Source organism: Candidatus Bipolaricaulota bacterium, from assembly GCA_021159055.1.
Taxonomy (GTDB): Bacteria; Bipolaricaulota; Bipolaricaulia; order UBA7950; family UBA9294; genus S016-54.
The window spans coordinates 1-26,217 of sequence record JAGGSO010000063.1 but is presented as its reverse complement, the minus strand read 5'-3'; the positions used below and the strand labels follow the sequence as shown (position 1 = coordinate 26,217).

Genomic DNA, 26,217 nt, shown 5'->3' with positions numbered 1-26,217 from the left:
GTCCCCAATAGCCCCGTCAAGTAGACATTCTGCTTGAGCAGGAGCTTCCCGTCACTGCACAAAATCCAATGGTAGACTCCAATGAGACTGCGACGATCTTACCCTCTCTTTATCCCAAACCAGTTTGATACATCAATACGAACCTGGGCATATGCTTCCGCTTCTTGCAATGCTTCCTTATCGAGGTTCCAATGGGTCTGATAGACATCCGATGTTTTTATCTGTTGAGCCTTTTTTAGATTGCATTCTTTACACACTTCTTCTCCTCTAGAAACAGTGCCCGTGAGATCCTTACCACAAACAACACACCTCCCTCTGTCACGATAGAAAACGGCTCGTTTCAACCACTGAGGAAGATATACTCTCTTAAGAACTCCGTCTTTCTCCGCGAAGTTTGGATGGCCCTCTACAGTTACACATTTTTGGACGATATGAGCAATCTCCTGGTTAAACTTTAATAAGAATACACGATCTCCAAAGAGTAGTTGAAAAGTATCATTTACAATGCGGACTGAAGGTAATAGCGCCCGGAGACATGATATGATCGTGCTCGCCTTGTATTCATAATCATCGGACGTTTCATCTGGGATGACAAAGGATGGGTATGAGATCTCATAGAAATTGAGTATGGTCACATATTCCTGGATTATCAAGTCAAGCATATCATTACTGTGATGCTCGAAGTCTTCATAGAGATCCCAGAAAAGGCTGTGTATATAATGATGTAGCAACGTCCAACGATGTGGTTCAGCAAGCTTACGTATTCTATGCCTGCAATAGGGACGGAAGTAAGACTCGAGCAGAGTTTCGATTTCATCTTGCGGGCTCTCAAAGAAAAGGCTCCAAACAGAGCTAGCTAAACCGTATGAGTCCGAGAACTTAACAATATTGTGATCGTCCATTGCTTACCATCCGTATTTGCCGATAGGGCTGAATACGACTTTTCACTCCTTCTCTAACTCCTTCCTTACATGCGGGATCAGACCGCCGTTTTCAAAGACGATGAGAAAGTTTCATCTGTTCTCGCCGGTTTTCAGCAGTGGACGAGTAATCTCGAAGTTGACAGTGGATAGTTCAGCAGGGGCTAGGTGGGCAGAGGCATTCAGAATTTCAATGGCGATGATGTTGCCATCCACATCGTAGTCAAGAATGAAACCATCGCGGATTTCGTCGCTTTCGTGGTACTCGCCTTCCCGAAGCTTGATGTAGAGGGCATCCGTCTCTTCATCGTATCTGACTCTCATCGCTTCCCTTCCCAGTATTTGTCGATCTTCGGTTCTTCTGAAAGGCCTGGACCTGCATTAGACATTTACCCTTTTCCCAACTCCTTCCGCACGTGCGGGATCAGGCCGCCGTCTTCGAGGATGGCGAGGACCTCCGCGGGGAGGGCAGGGAAGTGATATTCGTTACCTTCGTGGATCACGATCCCGTTTTGGAAGTCGATCTTGACGGTGTCTCCCTTTTCGATCTCGTCGATCCCCTCTTTCAGCTCGATCACGGGAAGGCCGTTGTTGATCGCGTTTCGGAAGAAGATGCGCGAGAAGGATTTCGCGATCACCGCCGCCACGCCGGCTGCTTTCAAACAGGTCGCGGCCTGTTCGCGCGACGAGCCACAGCCGAAGTTCGTCCCGGCGACGATCACGTCCCCGGGTTTTACCTCCTTGGCGAAGCTCGGGTCGAGGTCCTCCAGGGCATGGGTCGCCATCTCCTCCGGGGTGAGCGGCTGGTACGTGTACTTTCCCGGGAAGATCACGTCGGTATTGACATCGTCGCCGTAGCGCCAGACGCGCCCTTCGATCATTTCGCACCTCCTTCGAATACCTCACGCGGATCGGTGATCACTCCGGTCAGGGCCGACGCAGCGACCGTGGCCGGGGACGCCAGGTAGATCTCCGCCTCGCGCGATCCCATCCTCCCCTTGAAGTTGCGGTTCGCGGTGGAGAGGCATACCTCGCCCGGGGCGAGGACCCCCTGATGCGCACCGAGGCACGGGCCGCAGCCGGGGTTGAGGACGAGCGCTCCGGCGCGGACGAACGTCTCGATCAGCCCCTCGGCCAGGGCGTCGAGCAGGACCTCCTGCGATGCCGGCAGAACGAGCATCCGCACGCCCTTGGCGATCTTCTTCCCTTTGAGGATGCGCGCTGCCAGGCGCAGGTCCTCGAGCCTCCCGTTGGTACACGTGCCGAGCAGTGCCTGGTCGATCTTCGTTCCTGCCACCTCCTCCACCGGAGAGACGTTGTCCACGGTGTGGGGCTTGGCGACCTGGGGTCCGAGGCTCGATGCGTCGAATTCAAGGACCTTTTCATACTCCGCGTCCGGATCGGGATAGACCGGATAGTACTTGCGCACGGCGCGGCCCTCGAGGAACCGGAAGGTCTTGTCGTCCGGGGCGATGTAGCCGTTCTTCGCCCCCATTTCAATCGCCATGTTGGAGAGGACCATGCGCGATGCCTGTGACATCTCCGCGATCGCCTCGCCGGTGAACTCGACCGAGCGATAGAGCGCGCCGTCGGCGCCGATGTCGCCGATGATCCGCAGGATCAGGTCCTTGGAGGTGACCGGCTCCCGCAGCCTCCCGTGGACGACGATTTTGAAGCTCTCCGGAACCTTGAGCCAGATCTTGGAGGTCGCGTACAGGACGGCCATCTCCGAGCGGCCGATCCCGGCGGAGAACGCGCCGAACGCGCCGTAGGTGGTGGTGTGGGAGTCCGATCCCAGGATCAGCGTCCCGGGAAGGGCGAACCCCTTCTCCGGCAGGACCTGGTGGCAGATCCCGACCCCACCGTCGTAGAAGTGCTCGATCCCTTGCTGTGCCACGAACTGACGGATCTCCTTGTGCCCGAGGGCGTATTTCTCGGTCGAGGCGGGAACGGTGTGGTCGAGGACGATCACGAACCGCTCCGGGTCCTTCACCCGATCAACGCCGATCTTGGCAAAGATCTTGGAGATCGCGGCGGTGTTGTCGTGCGACATGCAGAAATCCGGGGTGACCGTGACGATCTGGCTCGGGGCCACATGATCCAACCCCGCCTTCTGGGCGAGGATCTTCTGCGCGAACGTCATTCCCATTCGGATCACCCCTCGATCGTGTCGAAGTTCATGAAGTCGGCGAGATGCACGACCACCGCCTCGGGAGTGCGCGGGTACGGGTCCCCCTCCTTGGAGTGGGTCCCGATGATGTGCTGCACCTCCGGCGGGATCCCGTGGGCATCGGCGAGCGCCACCCCGGAGAACGGGTGCCGCACGAGCTTTCCGGCCGGGCTCTTGCGGAACGTTCCATCCGCCTCCTCCATCTCGAGGAGCTTCCCCACATCGTGGAGGAGCGCACCGGCGAGGAGGACGTCGCGGTTGAGGGAGAGCTTCCCGTTGTAGATCTCGTCGAACGTCTCGGCCACGGCAAGGCAGATCTTCGTCACGCTGCGCACGTGCTGGGCGAAGTTGATGTCGACCTTCTTTGCCAGGGTGAACGGCATCCGGGTGATGTCCTCCGGGGTCCATCCCCCGCGTTGCAGCCCGTCGGCCCACGTCGCTGCTACCTTGTCGCGCAGGTCCACATCCTCGATCAGGTCGATCTCCGGGAGGATCCTTCTGATTTCATCCTTCACTTCCATCCTATCACCTTCCTCACTGTGTCGATCACGGTTCCGTCGCGCCATTCGATGAGCGCGATCACCTCGTCCCCAAAAATGGGCTTTCGCGGCGGGCGGGTGAGCCGGTCGGCCTCCTTTTTGATTTCAGCAAGCTCACGCACCGGGAGCCCGGCCGCGACGAACCTCTCCCGCAGGTCCTCCCGTCTCGGATTGACCGCTATTCCCCGCTCGGTCACGATCGCGTCGATCACCTCGCCCGGGGTGGTCACCGTGGTGACCCGGTCGACGATCACCGGGAGCCTGCCCCGCAGCGTGGGCACGGTGATCAGGGTGAGCTTCGCCCCGGCAGCGACCTCTTGGTGCCCGCCGATCCCGTGGAGGAGCTGGCCGTCGGAATGGGTGTTCACGTTCACGTTGAAGTCGAGGTCGACCTCGGTCGCCCCGAGGAACGCGGCGTCGAGCATGTAGGTCGAGCAGCCGCGCGAGTCGTAGTTTGCGTAGTGCCCCGGGTCCATGAGCACGTGGTTCTCGTCCTCGCGCAGGGATGCGATCGCATCGAGATCGAACGCCTGGCCGTCGAGGATCGTCCGCACAAGCCCGCGGTGGAGGATGTCGACGAGGAGCTTCGTCCCTCCGCCCATGGCAAAGCTTCCCACGATCCCCTCCTTCTCCATCTCCTCGCCGACGAACTTCGTCGCCGCAAGCGAGATCCCGCCCGCTCCTCCCTGGAAGCTGAACCCGTCCTTCAGGTAGCCGGAGGCCTTCACCGCCGCCGCGGCGAGGCGCGCGATCCTAAGCCGAGTGGGCGAGCGCGTGATGCGCAGCGTCCCGGAGGCGATGCTCTCGGGATCGCCGATCTCGTCGACAACGACCACGTAGTCGGTCCAGCCCTGCTGGATCTCAAATGGATGTACCGGATATGGGGCGAGGTCGTTCGTCACCACCACGGTCTTGTCCGCGTACTGGGCGTCGACGGTGGAGAAGCTGATCGGGCCGCACGGGGTCTTCCCCTTGATCCCGGTCGCGTTCCCGTACGGATCGGCCTGGGGAGCGGCGATGAACGCGACGTCGATGTGCACGTCGCCGGCCTCGATCGCCCGCCAGCGGCCGCCGTGCGAGCGGAGGACCGCCGGCTGCTTCAGCGCCCCGCCCTTCGAGACGAACGCGCCGACCGGGCCGTTCATCGATCCCTCGATCCGCGTCACCACCCCGGCTTTGATGTGCTCGATGAGCGGGGCGTGGATCGGGAAGAGAGCGGTCGGAAACAGCCGCAGGTCACCTATCCCCATGCGCGCGCAGGCATCGACGACCATGTTCACGAGGTAATCGCCGTTACGGAACGAGTGGTGAAACGAGATCGTCATCCCGGATTTGAGCCCGGTCGCCTCGATCGCCTCTTCGATCGAGCGGAGGACCTTGTTCTCCCCGGGACGGACCGTCTTCTGCGGCCGAGCGGCCTTCCGCCCGGTCGGGGTAGTGGCGAACGCGCCCTGGAACGGGCGCAGGGTCCGATCTCCAATCCGGTCCGGTATCTCACGGCCGAGCGCGTTTTTCATTCGACTCCCTCCTTGATCTTCCCGGCGAGGCGGAGCGTGCGGCGAGCCCGCTCGAGGACCGGTTTGTCGATCATCTTCCCTCCGATCGCGATCGCCCCGATCCCCTGTTTCTCCGCCTCCGCAGCGGCAGCGACGATCCTCTCCGCCGCCGCGATCTCCTCCGGACTCGGGGAAAAGACGGAGTGGATCGGCCCGATCTGGCGCGGGTTGATCACGCCCTTGCCGGTGAACCCGAGGTCGCGGATGTGCCTTGTCTCCGCGATCAGGCCCTCCTCGTCCTCCAGGTTCGCGTACACCGTGTCCGACGCCTGGATCCCGGCCGTCGCTGCGGCAGCGACGATCTGTGAGCGCGGGAAGAGGAGGGACTCCTGCGTGCGTTTGGCCCCGACGTCGCGGGTGTAGTCCTCCGCCCCGAACGCGATCACCGCCACGCGCGGGTCCGCGGTCGCGATCTCCTCGGCATGAAGGACCCCCTTGCCGGTCTCGATGATCGGCATGATCATGGTCGAGCCTTCTTCGAACCCGAGCTCGGTCTCCAGTCGCGATAGCTCGTCCGCCAGTCCCTTCACATCCTCAGCCGACTCCGCCTTGGGGAGGCAGATCCCGTGCGGACGGGCGAGCATCACCTCCCCGAGATCGTCCGTCCCGTAGGTGGCAAGCGGGTTTATCCGCACCCAGACTTCAAGGAAGTCGACGGTGGCCAGCAGGTGCTTGACCAGGACCCGCGCCGCGTGCTTCTCCGCCGGGGGGACCGAGTCCTCGAGGTCGAGCAGCACGCAATCGGCACCGTGCAGTTCGATCCCGACGAGGAGCCTGGGGTTGTTCCCCGGGGCGTACAGGCGCGTGCGGCGCAGGCGGTCGCGGTCGGACGGGCTCCGGGCGACCTGCGGCCGGAGCGGGGGTAGGTCGGGGAACAGGGTCCGCGCTGCCGCCTCCACCCGGGCAGCGATCACGTAGTCGAGCGACCCCTGTTCGGTGATCTCCACTTTCGCCTGTGTCACTCCGAGCCCGGCCAGGGTCTCGGTCACCACCGCCTCAATCCCGGGGGCAAACAGATCGGGATTGCTCGTGTGTATCTCGATCGCAAGCGAGTCCGCCGGTGTCAGTCGGACGCGGCAGTCCCCTTTGTTCTCCGATCCAACGATGGTCTCCTTCGGCACGTTCCCTCCTAGGACATCAGCAGCGCCAGGACCGCCTTCTGTGCGTGGAGGCGGTTCTCGGCCTGGTCGAAGATCGCGCTTCCGCGGCTGCGCGACGCCTCATAGGTGATCTCCTCGCCGTAGTGGGCAGGGAGACAATGCATCACAAGCGCGTCCGGGGCAGCCAACTTGAGCAGGGCCTCATCGACGGTGAACCCGGTGAACGCGTGCTTCTTCTGCTCGGCCTTGTCCTCTTCTCCCATGCTCGCCCAGACGTCGGTGTAGATCACGTCCGCACCGCTCGCCGCTGCCTTGGGGTCGTGGGAGATCTCGACACTGCCCCCGATGTCGCGGGCTGCGTTCACGATTTCCTCGTTCGGCTCGTAGCCATCGGGACAGGCGATGCGGAAGTCCATCCCCACCTTGGCACACCCGTTGATCAGGGAATGGGCGACGTTGTTCCCGTCCCCGATGAACGCCAGCGTCAGGCCTTCAAGAGTTCTCTTCTTCTCCCATATCGTCAGCAGATCGCCCAGGATCTGACACGGGTGGAGGAGATCGGACAGGCCGTTTATCACCGGGACGGTGGCATATTTGGCCAGGTCTTCGACGATCTTGTGCTCGAACACGCGGGCCATGATCCCGTCGACATAGCGGGACAGCACTATCGCGATGTCCTCGGTCGTCTCTCGCTGTCCGAGCTTGATGTCGTTCGGCCCGAGGTAGATCGCGTGCCCCCCGAGTTGGGTCATCCCGGTCTCAAACGATACTCTGGTGCGCAGGGACGGCTTCTGGAAGATCAGCGCGAGCGTCTTTCCCGCGAGCATCTCATGCTTGACCCCGGCGCGATGCTCAAGCTTGAGGTTGCGGGCCGTCTCCAGGATCTCGTAGATCTCTTCCGTGGTCAGATCGGCGAGCGATACGACGTCCTTCACGTGCATACGGACCTCCTTGAAGATGGGAATCCCGGTTGATGATAGCCGAAGAACGGGATCGAGCCAAGACGATCAGGCGCGCTTGCCGGGACGGATGCGGATGGAATAGATCCCAAGACGGTTCGCTCCGATCACGTCAGTTAATAGTCGGTCCCCGATCATCACCGCCTCGGCCGGGGAGGCGTCGAGCTGAGCGAGGATCGCGCGGAACCCGCGGCGCCGCGGTTTTCCGGCTCGGACCACGACCGGATACCGTTCCCCGAGAGAATGGATGACGGGATCGTTCGTCCCGATCCGGCGGTTGGTGAGGATTCCGACCTTGAACCCCATCTGCGTGATCCTCTCCAGCAGTTCCTTCACCTGCGGGTCGAGCCGCCGCGGCCGGCGGCCGCCCAGGGTATTGTCGAGATCGAACAGGAGCACGCGTTTCCCGGCCCGGTAGAGCCGGGGGTAATCGATATCGAAGATCGAACGCGCGGTCTCACACGGGCGTAGAAGCTTCATCGTCCCGATAGACATCCCCGATTTTCGCTTTCTTCCGCAACCTTGCCACGAGCTCCTCGAATTCGCTTTCCAATCCCGGTCCGACGTAAACCTTGAAGTAGGTCTTCCCGTCCCTTATCCGGTAATCGCGACGCACGTTCGCCAGGCCATCGTAGGCAGAGATGATCGCATCGATGAAGTGGATCTCCTCCTCCGAGGTCTCAACCCAGTACACGCTCGCGTCGCGCACGCTCATCCCTCTCCGTCGAGGTAGGAGACCGCCTTGTGCAGGGCGATCTCCGGGTCGAACCCGGCGTCCCACGCCGCCTTGATCGCCGCGATGATCCGTCCGCCGGCGGCGAGCTCAGGTGTTGGGTAGGATGCGTTCGCCGGATCTATCCCTTTGGCCACGAGCTTGCGCGCGGCGAGCAGGGGAGGGAGGGGATGGACCCGATGCCCCTGTTCGCCGGCTTTGATCGCTTCCCAGTTCTTCCTGATCGCGGGAAGGTCGCCGGGAGCGTCCCCGAACACGTGCGGGTGGCGGCGGATCAGCTTGGCAGCGAGGTTCTCGATCACGTCATCGATCGTGAACTCGCCCGCCTCGGCCGCGATCTGGGAATGGAGGAGGACCTGCAGCAACAGGTCGCCGAGCTCGTCGGCGAGGGCGTCCGGTTCCTGCGCATCGATCGCGGCGATAACTTCGTACGCCTCCTCGAGTACGTACGGGCGCAGACTTGCATGCGTCTGCGCCCGATCCCACGGACAACCATCCGGCGCCCGCAGCTTCGCGATCAGCGCGACAAGGTCAGCGAAGCTACTACTCCCCATTGCTCGAGGTCTGTACCTCGGTTTCGGGCTGGGCCGGGGTGAGCACCTCCGACGGGGTCTGGGTGGACTCGACCGTCTGCGAGGGTGTCTGCACCATCCCCCCCGCTTGTACGATGAGGGCGTTTACCTCGTCCGTCTTGTAGGAGGGATCGTACTTCGCCAGCTTCTCCAGGGCGTCCTTCGCCTTGTCCTTGTCCCCCTGGGCGAGGTAGAGCTTGCCCAAGGCGAACAGGGCGTCGAGCCCCTTCTGTTCAAGCGGCTTATCGGCCCCGACCTTGGCTTGATCGAGTTCGACGAGCTTCTCGTACAGCTTGATCCGGTCCGCATCGCTCTTCGCGTGGGCAAGCCCCTTATCCAAGTAGTCGATCCCGGTGTCGTATTCGGTCTTCCACTTGTACGCTTCGGCGATCCCAAGGTAGGAGTCGATCGAGTCAGGGTTCCGAGCGAGGATCGCGGCGTACTGCTTAATCGCAGCGCTCCACATGTACTGATCGGCGTACACCTGAGCGAGCTTGTACCGAACCGAGATGTCGTCGGGGACAAGATCGACAAGCTTTTCTCCGATCTGTCGCTTCAAGTCCTTGTCGAACGCGCGGTCGAACGCAGTGCGATAGTTCTGGATCGCCCCGTCCTTGTCCCCCTTGGCAAGCAGGGTATCCCCCAGCCCGGCATACGCCTCCACCTTGTACGGAGAGCGGCGCACCACCTGCTCGAACGAGCTCTGCGCGTCATCAAGCTTCCCGTAGGCGAGGTAGAGCTTCCCCAGCTTGATCAGGACATCGAGCGAGCCGGTCTTGTTCGATGCTGTCTGATAGCGGTCGAGGGCCCGGGCATACAGCGCATCGATCTCCTTGTTCAATTGGGTGAGCCTGGCCTGGTCGTCCGCGGTCAGATCCCCCTTCTTCTTGATGGCGTCCCGTTCCGCAATCGCCTTCACCAGCCGTTTGTAGGCGAGATCTCCTTGGTAGATGATGAGTTGGGTGTCCTCCGGGTCGATCTTCGCCATCTCCTGGAGGAGCTTGTCGGCATCGTCGAGCTTGTCGGTTATGAGGTAGACCGAGGCGAGCTTTCCCATGACGGAAAAGTCATTCGGCTTCAGCTCGAGCGCCTTGGAGTACTGTTTTACCGCGGCATCGTATACCTTCTCTTTCACCGCCATGTCCCCTGAGCCGACGTACGCAGGAACGTAGTTGGGGTCCTTATCCATCGCTTGATGGAACCGCATGTCCGCCCCGAGGTAGTCGCCCCGCTCGGCGAGGAGCTTGCCGTAGATGTACAGGGCGGTGACGCTATCCGGGTTGAGGGTGAGAATTCGGTTTAAGAAGTCCTCGTCCGGGTCGACCTCGTTCAATGCCGCCATGTAGGCGTCGAGCGCTTTCTGCTTGTAGTCCGCGATCTCCTTCTCCAAGTCCGCGATCTTCTGCTTGTCGGCGTCGGTCTGGTCCTCCTTGTCCTCCAACGACTTCTTCTCCTGCTCGGCCTGGCTCATCTTCGATTCATAGGCGCGACCGAGGTAGTAAGAGATGTAGGGATCACTTGACGTCCCCTCATCTCGGACCTCCTTCAATGCCGCTATCCCCTTGTCCAGGTCCTGTTGCTCCGTCAGGTACGCCTCCACCTCGGGGAGCTTGATCACGATGTCCGCTTGATCATGCACCGTCTTGTACCAATCAGAGAACCGCTTGTTCGTCTCGTCTTTGATGTAATCCTCTCGTACCTGGTCCTTTACCTCGTCCAACGTCGGGGTGTGGTGTGGTTTGCGCCCGGTCAGCTTGATGATGTGGTAGCCGTAAGAGGTCTTCACGATGTCGCTGATGTCGCCAACGTTCTTCAGGGCGAACGCCGCGTCCTCGAACTCCTTCACCATCCTCCCCCGAGAGAACCAACCGAGGTCGCCGCCCTTGTCCTTGGTCCCGGGATCCTGGGAGTACTCCTTCGCGAGCTCCGCAAAGTCGGCCCCACTCTTCAATTTCTCCAGCACTTCCTTCGCCGTCTCCTCGTCCTTCACCAGGATGTGCGATGCCCGGATCTGCTCGGGTTGATCGTATTTGGCGATGTTCTTCTCGAAGTACGCCTGGAGCTCGTCGTCGGTCGGATCGATCTGACCGACCACCTTCTCTCGCAGTTTCTCGTTCCGCAACTGACGGGCCGCGGAATCGCGCAGCTGTGCCTTGAACCCCTCCAGGGTCTGCCCCTGAGCCTGAAGGATGGAGGCGAGCTGATCCTCGGTAAGGTTGTAACGCTGCAGGATATCGTTGTATTGCTTGTTATATGCATCCTCAATCTCGCGCTTGGATACGGATATGTGCAGCTTCTTCGCCTGTTGGGCGAGGATCGCTTCCTGGATCAGGTTCTGCAGCGCTTGCGCCTCCAGCTCCAGGTTGAGCAGCGCGCCGTGCGCCCCGACGAACAGGGTGCTCGTGTCCTGTCCGAACTGCCTGTAGTAGTTCTCATACTGCTTGCGCAGATTGTCCGTCGCTTGCGCCAATGCCTGGCGGGTGATCTTCGTCCCGTTCACGATCGCGGCCAGCCCTGCTTCTTCCTCCGGATTGGAGCGGCGCAGGACCCCGGCCTGGTTCAGTCCGAACAGCCCCACCCCTCCGAGGAGGAACGCAAGGACAATAGCCCATATGATACCTTTTCGATAGCGCGAGAAAAACTTATACATAATAAAGTCACTCCTTTAAAATAATATGCCGGCGGAGATGGTAACGGTTCCGCCGGCACCGGGCAAGATTCCCCTATACCGGCTCCTCCCCCTCCTTCTCCGAGGCGGGAAGGGGGAAGCGGGGGCGGACGGTGAAGTGAATCGCCGTCTTCTCGTCGTCCCCAATACGGATGCTAGCGAACCCCGGAGTGAAGTAGAGGTCCACCCCGCTCGTTGCCAGGTAACCTCGGGCAATGGCGATTGCCTTCACTGCCTGGTTCACCGCGCGCGGGCCGATCACCTGCAGATGAGCCTCCCCGGTAGTGCGAATTCCGTTGGCGATCGCGCCGGCGGTCGCACTCGGATCGGAATGCGATGAAACCTTGAGCATCTGTTCCATCTCTCCTCCCTCCTTACTTTGCGCTCTGGGTGAACTGGGTCTGGCGGATGACGTTCACCTTGATCTCCCCAGGATAGTTTAGCTCCTCTTCGATCGCGCGGGCGATGTCGTAGGCGAGCTTCGCCGCCACCTCGTCGCTCGCTCGATCGGGATGGACCATCACTCGCACCTCGCGCCCGGCCTGGAGGGCGTATGCTTCCTGCACCGCCGGGAACGAACGACATAAAGCTTCCAGGTCCTTGAGACGTTGGATGTACCGCTCGAACGTCTCGTGTCGCGCCCCGGGCCGCGCCGCGGACAGGGTGTCAGCCGCCTGGATGATCACGTCAAGGACGCTCTCCGGGTCGACGTCCTCGTGGTGGGCGGCGATCGCGTGCACTACCACCGACTTCTCCCCGTAGCGGCGGGCGAGATCAGCCCCGATCAGGGCGTGCGGTCCTTCCACCTCGTGGTCGACCGCCTTGCCGATGTCGTGCAGAAGTCCGGCCCGCTTCGCGCTCACCGCATCGATCCCCAGCTCTTCGGCGATCATCTTGGCGATCCATGCCACCTCAACCGAGTGGGCGAGCTGGTTCTGGCCGTAGCTCGTCCGGTACTTCAGCCGGCCAAGGAGCGCAGTCAGCTCGGGATGAAGGTCGAGCCCGAGGTCGAACGCCGCTTTCCGCCCCTCTTCCCTGATCTGGTCGGCAAGCCGCGCCTTGGCCCGCTGCACCTTCTCCTCGATCTGGGCCGGGTGGATCCGCCCGTCCTCGATCAGCCGGGTGAGGGCGAGCCGGGCTACCTCGCGGCGCAGGGGATGGAAGCTGGACAGGACCACCATCTCCGGGGTGTCGTCCACGAGGAGTTCCACCCCGGTGAGGGCCTCGAATGTCCTGATGTTCCTTCCCTCGCGCCCGATGATCCTCCCCTTGAACTCCTCCGACGGGAGCGGGACGGAGCTGACCGCGTTCTCCTCGATGTACTCCCCGGCATAGCGCTGGACAGCCGTGGCGAGGATCCGCGCTGCCCGCTGTTGCGCCTCCTCCTTCGCCCGGCGCTCCACCTCCTCCACCTTGCGGGAGAAGAACCGCTGTGATTCCGTTTCCACCAGCTTGAGGAGGTGTTCCTGCGCCTCCTTCTCCGTCCAGCCGGAGATCCGGGCGAGCTGCGCCTTCTCCTCAGCAAGGAGTCGCTCTCCCTCCTCCTTCAGTCGTTGCAACTCTTCCTCGTCGGCGCGGAGCGAGTCCTCGATCCGCTCGAGGTACGTCGATTTCTTCCCAAGCCGGTCCTCACGCTGGAGGATCCGCTCCTCCATCCGGGCAAGCTCCTCCTCGCGCCGCTTCGTCCGCGCCTCGAACTCCTCCCGCATCTCTTGGATCTCCTGGCGCGCCTCGAGAATCCGCTCCCGCTTCAGCCGCTCCGCCTCCTCCTGCGCGGAAGCGATGATCTCTTCCTCCTTCTTTGTGCGCGGAATGCGCCCGATCAGATAGCCAAGGGCCACCGCAGCGATAATCCCAACACCAAGGCCGATATAACCGATCATCTCATGTCACTCCTCTTCGCTTCATCGAGCTCCCCCATTATACCCGTTTCCCGAACACGCGCAGGGCGGCGGGCAGGAACAGGAGGCTGAACAGGAGGGTGAAACCGATCCCAAGCAGGGCGGAATCCCCGAGGAACCGCAATCCGGGCGTGCGGGCGAGGAGAAGAGACCCGAACACGAGCATCGTGGTGAGGGAGGTGACGATCACCGCCAGGGCGGTCCTCTGCCCACTCCGCTCGATCGCCCCCTCGGGATCGAACGCCCGCTCCTCGAGGTAGCGGTGGAGCATGTGGATCCCGTTATCGACCCCAACCCCGATGAGGAGCGGCGAGATGGTGATGTTGATGAAATTGAATGAAAATCCAAGCAACCGCATCCCGGCGAGCATCCACAGGTATCCGAGGACCAGCGGCGACCCGGCGAGGATCGCTCGCCTCACTCCCCCCATACTTCGCCACAAGGTTAGCCCGATCAGGACCGCAGCGAGGATCGTCGACAGGAAAAAGTCGTGCCGCATATAGCGTTCCAGCTCAGCGGTGACGAGCGGCATCCCGAAGTAGTGATCGGAAAACGAAGCGGCGTAACTGTCAAACGTTCGTAGGTTCTCTGGCTCATAGATCGCTGGACTCATCCGTGCGCGGATGATGTACTCCCCATCGGCAGTAAGGTAGCGGGACCTGATCCCGGCCGGCAGCCCGTCCAGGATATCGCGGAGCAGGGTCCCGATCGGGGGAAGATCGCGGATCTGGCGCAGGTTCTGATCAAGGGTGGAGAGGGCATCCTCCAATGCGGCAATGCGGGCGTGCGCAGTTTGGACATCCAGGGCACTGAGGCGCTTCTGCACCTGGCGCAACTCGAGCTGGATCTCCCGGCTCTCGTTTGCGATCCGCTCCTCCCCGTTCAAAGCGGCGATGTACTGAAGAAGGGAAAATTGGGCGAGCAGGGTGCGGATCCGGACCGATGTCTCGTTTCGAGTGGTGATGCTTTTGTCGAGGAGGGAGAGTTGGTTTATATACGCAGGGATATTCAGGCTCTTCAAGACCTGCTGCTGTTCGGACAGGTTCACCGGGAGGAGATCACGCGCCGAATCGATCGACTCAACGAGATCACTCTTGGACAAATGGGCGACGATATTCTCCAGTTCGTCCTCGTTCTTGGCAAAGAACGTGAAATAATCGCCGCTCTTGGCGCCCTCCGCCCCGAATTTGTCGAGGATTTCGCTCAATACCTCTTGGCTGCGGGTATGAGGAACCAGATCCCCGCTGGCGAACCTAAACTGGACATGAGCTGCCTGGAACGAGATGAAGAACGTGAGGATGCAGACGATGGTGAAGATCGCTCGCCCCTTCTCGGACACAAAGCGGAAGTAGGGCGCAAACCGAGGGGCGTAGTTGATTACCCTCTCGCGGTGATGAAATCGAAACAGGAAGTGGACAAGGGTGAGCAAGGTGGGAATGAGGAGGATCGTCATCGCGAAGGAGATGAGAACCCCAACTCCGGTGATCGCCCCCATCTCGAACAGAGCACGGGAGCGCGAGGTGAGGAGCCCCATGAACACAAGGGCCGTGGTAAGTGCCGCAGCAAGGGAGGCATCCCCCTTGCGGATGATCGCCGTGTAAAGCGCGCGGTTGAACGACGTACCTTTCTGCCGCTCCTCCGCATAGCGGGAGATGAGATGGATCCCGTAGTCGATCCCCAACCCGAGGACAAGCGCTGGAAGGAACGAAGTGATCAGGTTGAACCCCCCCACGGCGAACTTCGCCCACGCTATGGTGAGGATGGTGCTGATCACAAGCGGTATCAGGGTGATAATGCTGTAGAACAGGGACCCGAACGCAAGTAAAAAGATGAGGAACACCCCGACCGAGGAGATGATCGTCGTGCGGTGCATGTCGGCGTTCACCACCGCGTTCGTCTCGGCGTTGAACACGTACGGCCCGGTCGCTCCGACCCGAATCCCGGGGAGGTCAAGCTGGGCGAGATCGCGGTTTAGGTCTGCCGTCACCTTGGTGCAGTAGGCAACCCCTCGCTGGGAGGGGTAGCGCGGCTTGACGTTCATCAGCAGGGCGGTGCGGTCGGCGGAGAAGAATCCCTCGGGCTTGCGCACCACCGCCTCCGTATTGGGGGAGAAGAGCCCGGTCAGGTCGCGGACCGCTTGCGTGACCTTGTCGAGTCCGTCCAGCCCGTCGATCGCCGCGATGATGGCACGGTTGAAGTTCGATAGCTGCACCAACTCTTGTTCGATCTCAGACGACTCCCCCAGACCGACTCCGTCCCCTCCACCGGAGGAGATCGCATCCTTGAACTTCTCCTCGATCTGACCGTAGGCGGTGGCGAGGTCGATCGGAGGGAGCCCGGAGAGCTCGCCTCCTCCGATCGCGTGGCGGGCGAGGTTGATGCTCGCCTCGATGCGGGCGAGTTTGGCGGCGTCGAGCTGATAGAGGAGAAGGTACTGATCCGGGATCTTGGGGGAGGGCTCGACGAGGTACGTTACCTCGGCGAACTCTGGATCCGCGTCCAGGGCCTGTTTGATCTTGACCGCCGCGTCGAGTAAGACCGCCTCCCGCTCAGCTTTTGTCTTGCCTGCTGGATCCTCAAGCTGGAGGAGGATGGCGATGTAATCGAGCTGGGCGAGGTAAGCCTCGTTCTCTTTATACTCCTCGATGAGGGGATCGTTGCGCGGAAGGAGATCGAGGTACGAACTGCGCAACGGGAGTTGTTGGATGTAATAGACCCCGGCCCCGGTGATCAGAAGGGTGAGAAGGAGGACCCACCACGCGTAGTAGCGGGTGAAGCGGAAGAGCCTGCGGAAGAGCCGCTCCCTCGTCTCTCTCATTGTGGGCGAGCGCCGCCGGTCAGCTCCCCGCCTCCTCGCTCGGGCTCGTAACGGTGATGTCGTATCCGACCAGCTTGGCGGTCAGGCGCACGTTCTGTCCCCCTTTTCCGATGGCGAGGGAGAGCTCGTCGTCCGGGACAAGGACCTTGGCGGTTCTGTTTTCATCGTCCAGCTCCACCGAGATGACAGAGGCCGGAGATAGGCTGTGACGGATGAGCTGCGCCGGATCATCGCTGTAGCGGACGAAGTCGATCTTCTCCCCCCCGAGCTCTCGCGTCACGACCCGCACCCGCGCCCCGCCGGCGCCGACGCACGTCCCGACCGGGTCGACGTTCGGATCAAGTGATTCCACCACCACTTTGCTCCTCCGCCCCGGTTCGCGGGCGATCTTCCGCACGACGATCGTCCCCTCTTCCAGCTCCGGGACCTCCAGCCGAAGGAGCTGATGCACGAACTCTGGATGAGCACGGGAGATGATGATCCGCGGGTCGCCTTGGGTCTTTTCTACAGAGACGAGGTAGGCGCGCAGCCGGCCACCGGCCCGGTACCGCTCCCCCGGGATTCGCTCTGAATCAGGGAGGAGGGCCTCCGCCTCTCCGAGGTTGACCCACACGTTCTTCCCCTCGAATCGGTGGATCGAGCCGGTGATGATCTCCCCGACCCGGTTCACGTAGAGCTCGTAGATGAACTCCCGGCGCTTGCGCGTAATCTCCTGGCGGATCGTCTCTTCCGCCCGCTTAGCAGCGATGCGGCCGAAGTTGATCTTGTCGATCCTCTCGCCATTTATCGTAATATCTCCGGAGCGGGGGTCGATCTCCACCGTGACTGGGGAATCGACGTGGTACTCCTCCTGATAGCCGACGGCGAGCCCCTTGCGGATCGCCGCGTACAGTTCCTCGCGCGTGATCCCCTTCTCCTTCGCCATCTCTTCCAATGCTTCGATGAACTCGATATTCATCTCATCACCTGCGGAAGCCCCCGCTCACACTCCTTTTTGCGCTCATGAGGAAGGAAAAATCCCGCTCGGGATGATCCGCCTCACGAAGCGGGCATCTCATTTTTTCTTTTCACGATCAATTTTACTATTATACGGGGCTCAGCATGTACCGCAAAATTGATGAGGAAAGTTGATGGAAGCAGCTGAATTCGAAGTGAAGGAGGATGAAGCCGGGCTGCGGCTCGACCTGTTTCTCGTCGGGAGGCTCCGCGGGGTCTCCCGCAGCGAGGTGAAGCGGGCGATCGAAGGCGGGTTCGTCTCCATCTCCGCCTCCCCGTGCCGCCAGCCGGCGCGGCGGGTGCGGGCCGGAGAGCGGGTGGGTTGGGCGGCTCCCGTCCGCCCCCTCCTCACCCCGCATGAGATCCCGATCCCGATCATCCATGAGGACGACGAGATCGTGGTGGTGAACAAGCCGGCCGGGATGGTGGTTCATCCCGGTGCAGGTACGGACGGTGGGACGCTCGTCGAGGGACTCATCCGATCCCGCACCCTGCCGGTGGACGACGACCCGGCTCGGCCGGGGATCGTGCACCGATTGGATAAGGAGACGAGCGGGATCCTGGTGGTAGCGAAGACGGAACAGGCCCTCTCCCGGCTTAAGGCCCAGTTCGCTGCCCGTGAGGTGACGAAGATTTACCTCGGCTTGGTCGAAGGGAGGATCGAAGAGGACGAGGGGTTGATCGACGCCCCGGTGGGGAGGGACCCGGCCCGGCCGCGGGTGATGGGAGTCACTCCGAACGGACGGCCCGCCCAGACGGCGTTTAACGTCCTCTCTCGCCTTTCCACGACGACGCTCCTCTCCCTACAGCCACGCACCGGTCGGACCCATCAACTCCGCGTCCACCTCCGCTATATCGGACATCCGATCGTCGGGGATCCGTTGTACGGAGAGGGAGGGGAACACATGTACCTGCACGCGTGGCGGATCTCCTTTCTTCATCCCAAGACCGGAAAGCGGGTCCGGTTCGAGGCCATGATCCCGCCGTGGTTCCCGACTCACCCTTACGAAGAGGTCCCTTGGCCGGGGGAGCAGGCGGCGCGGAGGTAATCGAGCGCGGCTCCGTAGCCGACCCCGATCGCCACATACAGGACCATCACCCGATAGGGGAGGCCGAGGAAGAGGAAGACCACCGCAATGAAGGTAAGGACCGCCGCCGCCTTCCCCGGGAGCCGTGCCCCTTGCACCCGCCGGGCGCGGCGGTGAAGAACGATCGCTCCGATTCCAAGGCCGATTTGAGGAATAAAGTAAAGGATGAGAGCGGTCAGGGAGATATCCCCCATGGAGGTAAAGGCGGCGATGAGGGAAGCGTACATTACCTTATCCACCGCCGGATCGAGCACCTTGCCGAGCAGGCTTACCTCGTGGCGCGCGCGGGCAGCGATCCCGTCAAGGACATCCCCGAGCGAGGCGAGGAGGAAGCAGGCGAGGGCCGCCTCCCGCTTGCCCAGGAGGAGGAGGGCAAGGGTAGCTGGTATCAGCCCGGCGCGAGCGATCGTGATCTTATTGGCGAGCGACATCTTATCACAATCATAGTTTTAATCACCGTTTCTTACAACCCCTTGCGGCGTTTCCATCCCGCTCGCTATAATGCGATAATCGCTTGTCAGAGAGGAGAGATGGGATGAAGAAACGAGTAATCATCATGGGAGCGGCCGGTCGTGACTTCCACAACTTCAACACCGTGTTCCGGGACAACCCCGATTACGAGGTCGTCGCGTTCACCGCGACCCAGATCCCCGACATCGAGGGACGAGTCTATCCCCCGGAGCTTGCGGGCAAGCTCTACCCGAACGGCATTCCGATCGAGCCGGAGGAAAGATTGGAGGAGCTGATCAAGGAGAAGGACGTCGATATCGTCGTGTTCGCCTACTCCGATGTCTCCAACCAGTACGTGATGGAGCGCTCCGCGATCGCCAACGCCGCCGGAGCCGACTTCATGCTCCTTGGGACGAAGGAGACGATGCTGAAGTCGAAAAAGCCGCTCATCTCGATCACCGCGGTGCGCACCGGATCGGGGAAGAGCCAGACCACACGGCGCGTCTCCGATATTCTGAAAGCAAAGGGCAAGAAGCTTGCCGTCATCCGCCATCCGATGCCCTACGGCAACCTGGTGGAACAGGAGGTGCAGCGCTATGAGACCTACGCCGACCTGGACCGGTACAAGTGCACGATCGAGGAGCGGGAGGAGTACGAGCCACACCTCGACCGAGGAACGATCGTGTACGCCGGGGTCGACTACGAGAAGATCCTGCGCCAAGCGGAGGCCGAGGCGGACATCGTGATCTGGGACGGAGGGAACAACGATTTCTCCTTCTACAAGCCCGACCTGTCCATCGTCGTCGTCGATCCGCACCGGGCCGGGCACGAGCTCATCTACTACCCGAGCGGAGTGAACCTGCGCACCGCCGATATCGTGGTGATCAACAAGATCGACACCGCCTCGTTCGACGACATCCAGTTCGTGCGCAAGAACGTGGCTTCGGTCAACCCACGTGCTCAGGTCATTGAGGCCGCGTCCCCGATCATGGTGGAGAACCCATCTGTGATCAAGGACAAGCGGGTTCTGGTCATCGAGGACGGGCCAACCCTCACCCACGGCGGGATGAAGTACGGAGCCGGCACGATCGCCGCCAAGCAGTGCGGTGCGGCGGAGATCGTCGATCCGCGGCCGTACACCGTCGCCTCGATCACCGAGACGTACAACAAATATCCGAAGATCGGACGGCTCCTGCCGGCGATGGGCTACGGTGAGCAGCAGATCAAGGACCTGCAGGAGACGGTGAACCGAGTCGAATGCGATGCGGTCGTGATCGGAACCCCGATCGACCTCACCCGGCTGATCGAGTTCAAGGTCCCGACGACGCGGGTCCGTTACGAACTGCAGGAGATCGGGTATCCGACGTTGGAGGACCTGCTCAAGGACTTCTAGTGGGCTTGGAGCGCGAACAGCGTCGCGAGTAGGATCCCGAGCCCGATCCCAGCGAGGAGTCCGAACCGCAGGTCGCCGAACAGGTATCCGACGATCCCGCCGACCGCGAGACCGAGGGGGAGCAGGATTGCGAAATGCTTGGCCTTCGGCGGGATCTTACGCATCGGAATCCTTGATCACTGACAGGAACGCATTCACGACGCGGGGATCGAACTGAGTCCCCGCGTTTTTCTTCAGCTCTTCAAACGCCTCTTCCTTCGACATCGCCCGCCGGTAGGGACGGTCCGAGGTCATGGCATCGTAGGCATCGACCACGGAGATGATCCGCGCCTCGATCGGGATCTCTTCTCCTTTTAGACCGCGGGGATAGCCCGTACCGTCGTAACGCTCGTGATGGGCGCGGACGATCTCGGCCGCATCCTTGAGGAAGTCCTTCTCCTGGAGCATCTCCGCCCCGTAATCAGGATGCCTGCGCATCTCCTCCCACTCTTCATCGGTGAGAGGCCCCGGTTTATTGAGTATCTCATCCGGCACCTTGATCTTTCCCACGTCATGCAGATAAGCGGCATAGGAGAGGGTGATCAATTGGTCTCCGGTGAGCCCGAGTCGCTCGCCGGTGTGAAGCGATAATCGCTCGATGCGGGAACAATGCCCCTCAGTCGCCTCGTCCTTCTCCTCGACCGAGCGGGCAAGGGCCATTATCTCTTGGAATTCCTCGCGCACAAGGTGAAAGCTCGGAGGGGAAGAAACGAGAAGAAATTCGACGTTTTCCTTTACCTCAAAGTAGACTCGTTCGAGAAGGCCATGATGATAGAAATAATCGCCGGCTGTGAGGAGCAGGTTCTCATTTTTCACAAAAAGAGTGCCAGCGAGAAGGTAGAAGAACTCAAATCCCTCCCACTCGCTGGCGGCATCGAGGTAGAATATCTTCCCTTTCGCTATCCTCTGGCGGGTCACCTCCACTGTCCCCTGACGAGCAAGTAACTCTAACTCGGCTGATGGCCTCCGCTCTACTTGCTCATTTTGGTTGCAGCGCCGAACAACTTTCAGGCCCGCAACCATAATGCCACACCTCGCTCAAGAACTAACTCCCCCCGATGTGAACCGGCGTGGAACACGGTGCGATCCCGCCCCCAGGGCTGTCGATCACAACGCCAAAGCTGGCGCGCGATCCGCCGATGTGGACTGGGCCCGCTGTCCCGGTCACCGCGATTGTAGAGACGAGCAGGGTCAGCCCCAGGACGAGGAGCAACATGAACTTCCCCAAGCGTTTCATCGCACACCCTCCTTTCTTTGCAGTTGGATTCAGTATGATTGTACCTGGCACGGGAGAATTTTAGACATAAAAAGCGCAAAACCTTAACCGAAGCCATGTTCGACCCTCCTCCTTACAACGATCCCAACCCTACGCATACACTTTAGCTAATCGTCCGCGTTGCGGCAAGCCCGTTGTGGATAAACTTGCCTGGGAGTACAATGGCGCGTGTAAATTCTGATTCAGGAGGAAAGCTGATGGGAGATAGACGGATGATGACGATCGACGGGAACACGGCAGCGGCGCACGTCGCCTATGCGATGAGCGATGTCGCGGCGATCTACCCAATCACCCCGAGCTCGCCGATGGGTGAGGTCGCCGACAGTTGGGCGGCGCACGGGAGGAAGAACATCTTCGGCCAGACCCTCCGGGTGACGGAGATGCAGGCCGAGTCCGGCGCCGCCGGTGCGGTGCACGGTTCACTCGTCGCCGGTGCTCTGACCACCACGTTCACCGCTTCGCAGGGGTTGCTGCTGATGATCCCGAACATGTACAAGATCGCGGGAGAGCTCCTCCCCGGCGTCTTCCACGTATCGGCCCGCGCCGTCGCCGGGCACGCCCTCTCCATCTTCGGGGACCACTCCGATGTGATGGCGACGCGCCAGACCGGGTTCGCCCTCCTCGCCTCGTCCTCGGTCCAGGAGGTGATGGATCTCGCGCTCGTGGCCCACATCGCCGCGCTGAAGGCGAAGGTCCCGTTCCTCCACTTCTTCGATGGGTTCCGCACCTCGCACGAGATCCAGAAGATCGATGTCATCCCCTATGAGGAGATGGCGAAGCTCGCCCCGTGGGAGGAGATCGAGGCGTTCCGCCGCCGGGCGATGAACCCCGAGCACCCGCACCTGCGCGGTTCGGCGCAGAACCCGGACATCTACTTCCAGGCGAAAGAGGCGGCGAATCCCTATTACCTCGCCGTCCCCGGGATCGTCGCCGAGACGATGCGCCAGGTGAGCGAGCTCGTCGGGCGGGACTACCACCTGTTCGACTACGTCGGGGCCCCGGACGCCGAGCGGGTGATCGTGCTGATGGGTTCCTCCTGCGACGTGGCGGAGGAGACGGTCAACTACCTCGTCTCCCAGGGGGAGAAGGTGGGGGCGGTGAAGGTGCGGCTGTACCGGCCGTGGTCGGCGGAGGACTTCCTCGCCGTCCTTCCGAAGAGCGCGAACAGGATCGCGGTCCTCGACCGGACCAAGGAGCCGGGCGCACTCGGTGAGCCACTCTACCAGGACGTCTCCACCACATTCAAGGAGTACGGTAGGGAGATCCTCGTCGTCGGGGGGCGCTACGGGCTCGGATCGAAGGACTTCACCCCGGCGATGGTGCGAGCGGTGTTCGATAACCTCGCCCAGGACGAGCCGAAGAACCACTTCACCGTCGGGATCGAGGACGACGTCACTGGCACCTCGCTCCCGGTCGGGGAGGAGATCGACGTCGCGCCCGAGGGGACGATCCAGTGCAAGTTCTGGGGGCTCGGTGCAGACGGAACGGTCGGGGCGAACAAGAACGCGATCAAGATCGTGGGAGACAACACCGACCTCTACGCCCAGGGATACTTCGCCTACGACGCCAAGAAATCCGGCGGGATCACGATGTCGCACCTCCGGTTCGGGAAATCTCCGATCCAGTCGCCGTACCTCGTCAAGAACGCCGACTACATCGCCTGCCACAACCCGGCGTTCGTGCACAAGTACGATCTCCTCGCCGGGATCAAGGACGGTGGAATCTTCGTCCTCAACTGCCCGTGGACCGGTGAGGAGCTCGAGAGAAATCTCCCTGCCTCCCTCAAGCGGACAATCGCGCAGAAGAAGCTGCGTTTCTACACGATCGACGCGGTGAAGATCGCCTCCGAGGTCGGGCTCGGCGGGCGGATCAACATGATCATGCAGACCGTCTTCTTCAAGCTTGCCGGCGTCCTCCCGGTCGATGAGGCGATCGCCAAGCTGAAGGAGGCGATAAAGAAGACCTACGGCCGGAAGGGTGAAGACGTCGTACAGATGAACTACGCCGCGGTCGATGCCGCTCTCGACAACCTGATCGAGGTCGATGTCCCCGCCTCCTGGGCCAACGCGAAGGGAGACGAGAAGAAGGGTGAACAGGATGTTCCGGAGTGGGTCCTCGAGGTGATGCGCCCGATGGAGCTCCAGGAAGGCGACTCCCTCCCGGTGAGCGCGTTCGCCGCGGAGCTCGACGGGAAGTACGACTGGACCGGCCCAGACGGAACGTTCCCCACCGGGACGAGCAAGTACGAAAAGCGCGGGGTGGCGATCAACGTTCCGGAGTGGAACCCGGACAACTGCATCCAGTGCAACTTCTGCTCGTTCGTCTGCCCGCATGCTGCGATCCGGCCGGTCCTTGCCACGGAGGAGGAGCTCGCCGACGCGCCGGAGGGGTTCGCGACCGTTCCCGCGCGCGGGAAGGGATTAGAGGGGCTCAGGTTCCGAATCCAGGTGAGCGCCCTCGACTGCACCGGATGCGAGAGCTGCGTTAACGTGTGCCCGGGGCTGCGGGGGAACAAGGCCCTTACAATGAAGCCGCTATCCACCCAGCTCGATCAAGTTGACAATTGGAAGTTCTTCGAGCGGCTCCCCGGCCATCCCGAGAAGGTCAACACGAATACCGTCACCGGAAGCCAGTTCCTGCAGCCGCTGTTCGAGTTCTCCGGCGCCTGCCCAGGCTGCGGCGAGACCCCATACGTCAAGCTCGCCACCCAGCTGTTCGGGGATCGGATGCTGATCGCCAACGCCACCGGCTGCTCGTCGATCTACGGCGGCTCGGCCCCGGCCGTCCCCTATTGCACGAACCGAAACGGCCATGGCCCGGCGTGGGGCAACTCCCTGTTCGAGGACAACGCCGAGTACGGGTTCGGGATGAAGCTCGCCCTCGAGGCGCGACGCGCCCGGCTCGCCCGGCTGGTCGAGGAGGCGAAGGAAAAGGCCTCTCCCGCACTGCGGGAGGCGATGGCGGAATGGCTCGCCGGGATGGACGACCCGCGGAGCTCGCGGGAGGCGGGCGCGCGGATGGCCTCCCTCCTTGAGAAGGAAGCAGGAGACGATCCGCTCCTCAACGAGATCCTCGGGATGCGCAATCTGTTCACCAAGAAGTCGATCTGGATCATCGGCGGGGACGGATGGGCATACGACATCGGCTACGGCGGGCTCGACCACGTCCTCGCGATGAACAAGGACGTGAACGTCCTTGTCCTCGACACCGAGGTCTACTCCAACACCGGAGGGCAGTCGTCCAAGTCGACTCCGCTCGGGGCGGTGGCCAAGTTCGCTGCTTCCGGAAAGAAGACAAAGAAGAAGGACCTCGGGCGAATGTTCATGAGCTACGGTTATGTCTACGTCGCCTCAGTGGCGATGGGGGCGAATATGAACCAATGCCTGAAGGCGTTCCAGGAAGCCGAGTCCTATCCCGGTCCGAGCATCATCATCGCCTATGCGCCGTGCATCAACCAAGGGCTGCGCAAGGGGATGGGAAAAGTACAGGAGGAGGAGAAACTCGCCGTCGAGGTGGGATACTGGCCTCTCTACCGCTACGATCCCCGTCTGAAGGCCCAGGGGAAGAACCCGTTCCAGCTCGATTCCAAGGAACCATCCGGCGACTTCCACGAGTTCCTGATGAGCGAGGTGCGATACGCGAGCTTAGTCAAGTCGTTCCCCGAGGAGGCGGCTCGCCTGCACCGCGAGTTGGAGGCCGAGTGCAGGGCCCGCTACGAGGAGTACAAGAAGCTCGCGGAGCTCTAATTTGAGAAAGCCAAGGCGGCCCGGCGTCCGCTTCCGGGCCGCCTCCGTCCCTTGGGGGAGGGCGATCAGTTCTGGGCGTTGATCTTAGCGCGGAGTTCGTCTTCGTTTTTGATGATGATGCGATAGCGACTTTTGTCGAGGATCCCCTCCCGCGCGAAACGGTTTAATGCGAGGGTCGTATTCTCCCGTGCTGATCCGATCATGTCGGCCAGTTCCTTATGCGTCAATTGAAAGCTGATTAAAATCCCATCTTTTGTCTTCACTCCGTATTCGTCGGAGAGCTTGAGGAGCCGGCGGGAGAGGCGAGCTTGGATGTCCTTGAACGCGAAATCCTCGAGCGCTTCCTCGAACTCGCGCACCCGGCGGGCGAAGTGTTCCAATAGGAGCTGGAGGTAGAGCGGCTCTTCCTCCATAATCCTGGCGAACTCCTTGCGGCGGATGCGGCGGACGACGGCGTCCTCGATCGCACTTGCTTGGTGGCGACGGGTCTCCTCCCCCACAAGGCACATCTCCCCGAATATCTCCCCCGGATCGAGGATGGAGAGCGTCAACTTCTTCCCACTCTCATCGAGGTAGACGAGCTTCACCCGTCCCTTTTCCACAAGGTAGATTGAGTCGCTTGAATCCCCAGGCTGGTAGATCGTCTCTCCCCGTTCGATCTCGAGCAGATCACCCGCGTCCTGCAACAGCTGGGCGAAGGTAAGTTTCCTTCGGACGACCTTTTTCATATCCGTCATCTCCTCCTCGTCTCGGTGACAGGGTAGCAGAGGAGGGTGGATCCCTACAGGAAAGAGGTGAATGAAACGGGTAGAGTTTCCACTCAATGGAGGTAACATGCGTCACCTTTCCGAAAGGAAAGAGACGGGATGAAAAGGGATAGCGTGGCAAATGTCACCTGCCCGGTCCGGATACTCCCTAGAAAGGAGGTGATCCAGCCGCAGGTTCTCCTACGGCTACCTTGTTACGACTTCACCCCCCTCGCGGAGGTTACCCTCGGCGCCCTTGCGGACGACTTCAGGTACCCCCCACTCGGTTGGTGTGACGGGCGGTGTGTACAATCCCCGAGTACATATTCACCGCGGTATGGCTGACCCGCGATTACTAGCGATTCCGGCTTCATGTGGTCGAGTTGCAGACCACAATCCGAACTGAGGAGGGCTTTTTGGGATTAGCTCCCCCTTGCGGGATCGCAACCCTTTGTACCCCCCATTGTAGCATGTGTGTCGCCCTGGGCATAAGGGACATGATGACTTGACGTCATCCCCTCCTTCCTCCGGCTATTCACCGGCAGTC

Annotated in this window: 24 protein-coding genes and 1 rRNA gene; 3 read left to right on the top strand and 22 right to left on the bottom strand. The window is 61.4% G+C overall.

Going from position 1 to position 26,217, the window contains the following annotated elements; genetic code table 11:
* Window positions 1–98: 98 nt before the first annotated feature.
* The 16 genes from J7J55_03285 to nusA form a co-directional block, all read right to left on the bottom strand.
* Window positions 99–902, bottom strand: a complete 804-nt coding sequence (locus J7J55_03285) for a hypothetical protein (protein ID MCD6141729.1) — start codon at window positions 900–902, stop codon at window positions 99–101.
* Between the two features lie 111 nt (window positions 903–1,013).
* Window positions 1,014–1,244 (bottom strand): DUF2283 domain-containing protein, encoded by a 231-nt coding sequence (locus J7J55_03280; protein ID MCD6141728.1) that lies wholly within the window; start codon window positions 1,242–1,244, stop codon window positions 1,014–1,016.
* Window positions 1,245–1,309: 65 nt separating this feature from the next.
* Window positions 1,310–1,801, bottom strand: a complete 492-nt coding sequence (locus tag J7J55_03275) for a 3-isopropylmalate dehydratase small subunit (GenBank protein MCD6141727.1) — start codon at window positions 1,799–1,801, stop codon at window positions 1,310–1,312.
* Complete coding sequence (locus J7J55_03270) at window positions 1,798–3,069, bottom strand: 3-isopropylmalate dehydratase large subunit (GenBank protein MCD6141726.1); 1,272 nt, start codon at window positions 3,067–3,069, stop codon at window positions 1,798–1,800. The genes J7J55_03275 and J7J55_03270 overlap by 4 nt, the downstream gene beginning before the upstream one ends.
* 5 nt (window positions 3,070–3,074) lie before the next feature.
* Window positions 3,075–3,605 (bottom strand): HD domain-containing protein, encoded by a 531-nt coding sequence (locus J7J55_03265; GenBank protein ID MCD6141725.1) that lies wholly within the window; start codon window positions 3,603–3,605, stop codon window positions 3,075–3,077.
* On the bottom strand, window positions 3,602–5,146 hold the full coding sequence (gene citF / locus J7J55_03260) for a citrate lyase subunit alpha (protein ID MCD6141724.1): 1,545 nt from the start codon (window positions 5,144–5,146) through the stop codon (window positions 3,602–3,604). Before citF ends, J7J55_03265 begins: the two co-directional genes overlap by 4 nt.
* Window positions 5,143–6,306: an HpcH/HpaI aldolase/citrate lyase family protein gene (locus J7J55_03255; GenBank protein ID MCD6141723.1), complete on the bottom strand. Its 1,164-nt coding sequence runs from the start codon at window positions 6,304–6,306 to the stop codon at window positions 5,143–5,145. Before J7J55_03255 ends, citF begins: the two co-directional genes overlap by 4 nt.
* Before the next feature lie 8 nt (window positions 6,307–6,314).
* Window positions 6,315–7,226: an ornithine carbamoyltransferase gene (gene argF, locus J7J55_03250; GenBank protein MCD6141722.1), complete on the bottom strand. Its 912-nt coding sequence runs from the start codon at window positions 7,224–7,226 to the stop codon at window positions 6,315–6,317.
* Between the two features lie 66 nt (window positions 7,227–7,292).
* Window positions 7,293–7,724 carry an HAD-IIIA family hydrolase gene (locus tag J7J55_03245; protein ID MCD6141721.1) on the bottom strand — a complete coding sequence of 144 codons (432 nt, stop codon included), beginning with the start codon at window positions 7,722–7,724 and terminating at the stop codon, window positions 7,293–7,295.
* A complete protein-coding gene (locus J7J55_03240; GenBank protein MCD6141720.1) occupies window positions 7,702–7,959 on the bottom strand; it encodes a hypothetical protein in 258 nt (85 codons plus the stop codon). Before J7J55_03240 ends, J7J55_03245 begins: the two co-directional genes overlap by 23 nt.
* On the bottom strand, window positions 7,956–8,531 hold the full coding sequence (locus J7J55_03235; protein ID MCD6141719.1) for a MazG family protein: 576 nt from the start codon (window positions 8,529–8,531) through the stop codon (window positions 7,956–7,958). The genes J7J55_03240 and J7J55_03235 overlap by 4 nt, the downstream gene beginning before the upstream one ends.
* Window positions 8,521–11,199, bottom strand: coding sequence for a peptidylprolyl isomerase (locus J7J55_03230; GenBank protein ID MCD6141718.1), 2,679 nt, complete (start codon window positions 11,197–11,199; stop codon window positions 8,521–8,523). Before J7J55_03230 ends, J7J55_03235 begins: the two co-directional genes overlap by 11 nt.
* Window positions 11,200–11,272: 73 nt before the next feature.
* Window positions 11,273–11,578: a stage V sporulation protein S gene (locus tag J7J55_03225; protein MCD6141717.1), complete on the bottom strand. Its 306-nt coding sequence runs from the start codon at window positions 11,576–11,578 to the stop codon at window positions 11,273–11,275.
* Between the two features lie 13 nt (window positions 11,579–11,591).
* Complete coding sequence (gene rny, locus J7J55_03220) at window positions 11,592–13,100, bottom strand: ribonuclease Y (GenBank protein ID MCD6141716.1); 1,509 nt, start codon at window positions 13,098–13,100, stop codon at window positions 11,592–11,594.
* 37 nt (window positions 13,101–13,137) lie between these two features.
* Window positions 13,138–15,936, bottom strand: coding sequence for an MMPL family transporter (locus J7J55_03215; protein MCD6141715.1), 2,799 nt, complete (start codon window positions 15,934–15,936; stop codon window positions 13,138–13,140).
* 19 nt (window positions 15,937–15,955) lie between these two features.
* A complete protein-coding gene (nusA, locus tag J7J55_03210; GenBank protein ID MCD6141714.1) occupies window positions 15,956–16,894 on the bottom strand; it encodes a transcription termination factor NusA in 939 nt (312 codons plus the stop codon).
* A 172-nt stretch (window positions 16,895–17,066) separates the two neighbouring features.
* Here nusA and J7J55_03205 point away from each other — a divergent pair, with 172 nt between their 5' ends.
* Window positions 17,067–17,981, top strand: coding sequence for an RluA family pseudouridine synthase (locus tag J7J55_03205; protein ID MCD6141713.1), 915 nt, complete (start codon window positions 17,067–17,069; stop codon window positions 17,979–17,981).
* Here the strand turns inward: J7J55_03205 and J7J55_03200 are convergent.
* The gene (locus J7J55_03200) at window positions 17,936–18,451 is read right to left on the bottom strand and encodes a CDP-alcohol phosphatidyltransferase family protein (GenBank protein MCD6141712.1); all 516 of its coding nucleotides are present in this window, start codon (window positions 18,449–18,451) and stop codon (window positions 17,936–17,938) included. The two genes, J7J55_03205 and J7J55_03200, sit on opposite strands and share 46 nt — an antisense overlap.
* A gap of 83 nt (window positions 18,452–18,534) precedes the next feature.
* On the opposite strand from J7J55_03200, the gene J7J55_03195 reads away from it, so the two are divergent.
* Window positions 18,535–19,863, top strand: coding sequence for a GTPase (locus J7J55_03195; GenBank protein ID MCD6141711.1), 1,329 nt, complete (start codon window positions 18,535–18,537; stop codon window positions 19,861–19,863).
* Here the strand turns inward: J7J55_03195 and J7J55_03190 are convergent.
* The 3 genes from J7J55_03190 to J7J55_03180 all read right to left on the bottom strand — a co-directional run bounded on the left by J7J55_03190 (window position 19,860) and on the right by J7J55_03180 (window position 21,139).
* Entirely contained in the window at window positions 19,860–20,027 is a 168-nt protein-coding gene (locus J7J55_03190) for a hypothetical protein (protein MCD6141710.1), read from the bottom strand. The two genes, J7J55_03195 and J7J55_03190, sit on opposite strands and share 4 nt — an antisense overlap.
* Window positions 20,020–20,820 carry an HD-GYP domain-containing protein gene (locus J7J55_03185; GenBank protein ID MCD6141709.1) on the bottom strand — a complete coding sequence of 267 codons (801 nt, stop codon included), beginning with the start codon at window positions 20,818–20,820 and terminating at the stop codon, window positions 20,020–20,022. Before J7J55_03185 ends, J7J55_03190 begins: the two co-directional genes overlap by 8 nt.
* Window positions 20,821–20,947: 127 nt before the next feature.
* The gene (locus tag J7J55_03180; GenBank protein MCD6141708.1) at window positions 20,948–21,139 is read right to left on the bottom strand and encodes a hypothetical protein; all 192 of its coding nucleotides are present in this window, start codon (window positions 21,137–21,139) and stop codon (window positions 20,948–20,950) included.
* Between the two features lie 236 nt (window positions 21,140–21,375).
* On the opposite strand from J7J55_03180, the gene nifJ reads away from it, so the two are divergent.
* The gene (nifJ, locus tag J7J55_03175) at window positions 21,376–24,924 is read left to right on the top strand and encodes a pyruvate:ferredoxin (flavodoxin) oxidoreductase (GenBank protein MCD6141707.1); all 3,549 of its coding nucleotides are present in this window, start codon (window positions 21,376–21,378) and stop codon (window positions 24,922–24,924) included.
* 65 nt (window positions 24,925–24,989) lie between these two features.
* Here nifJ and J7J55_03170 read toward each other — a convergent pair whose 3' ends face one another.
* Together J7J55_03170 and J7J55_03165 are read right to left on the bottom strand one after the other, a co-directional pair.
* Window positions 24,990–25,652, bottom strand: coding sequence for a Crp/Fnr family transcriptional regulator (locus tag J7J55_03170; GenBank protein MCD6141706.1), 663 nt, complete (start codon window positions 25,650–25,652; stop codon window positions 24,990–24,992).
* Between the two features lie 191 nt (window positions 25,653–25,843).
* Window positions 25,844–26,217 (bottom strand): 16S ribosomal RNA (locus J7J55_03165); the annotation flags it as partial.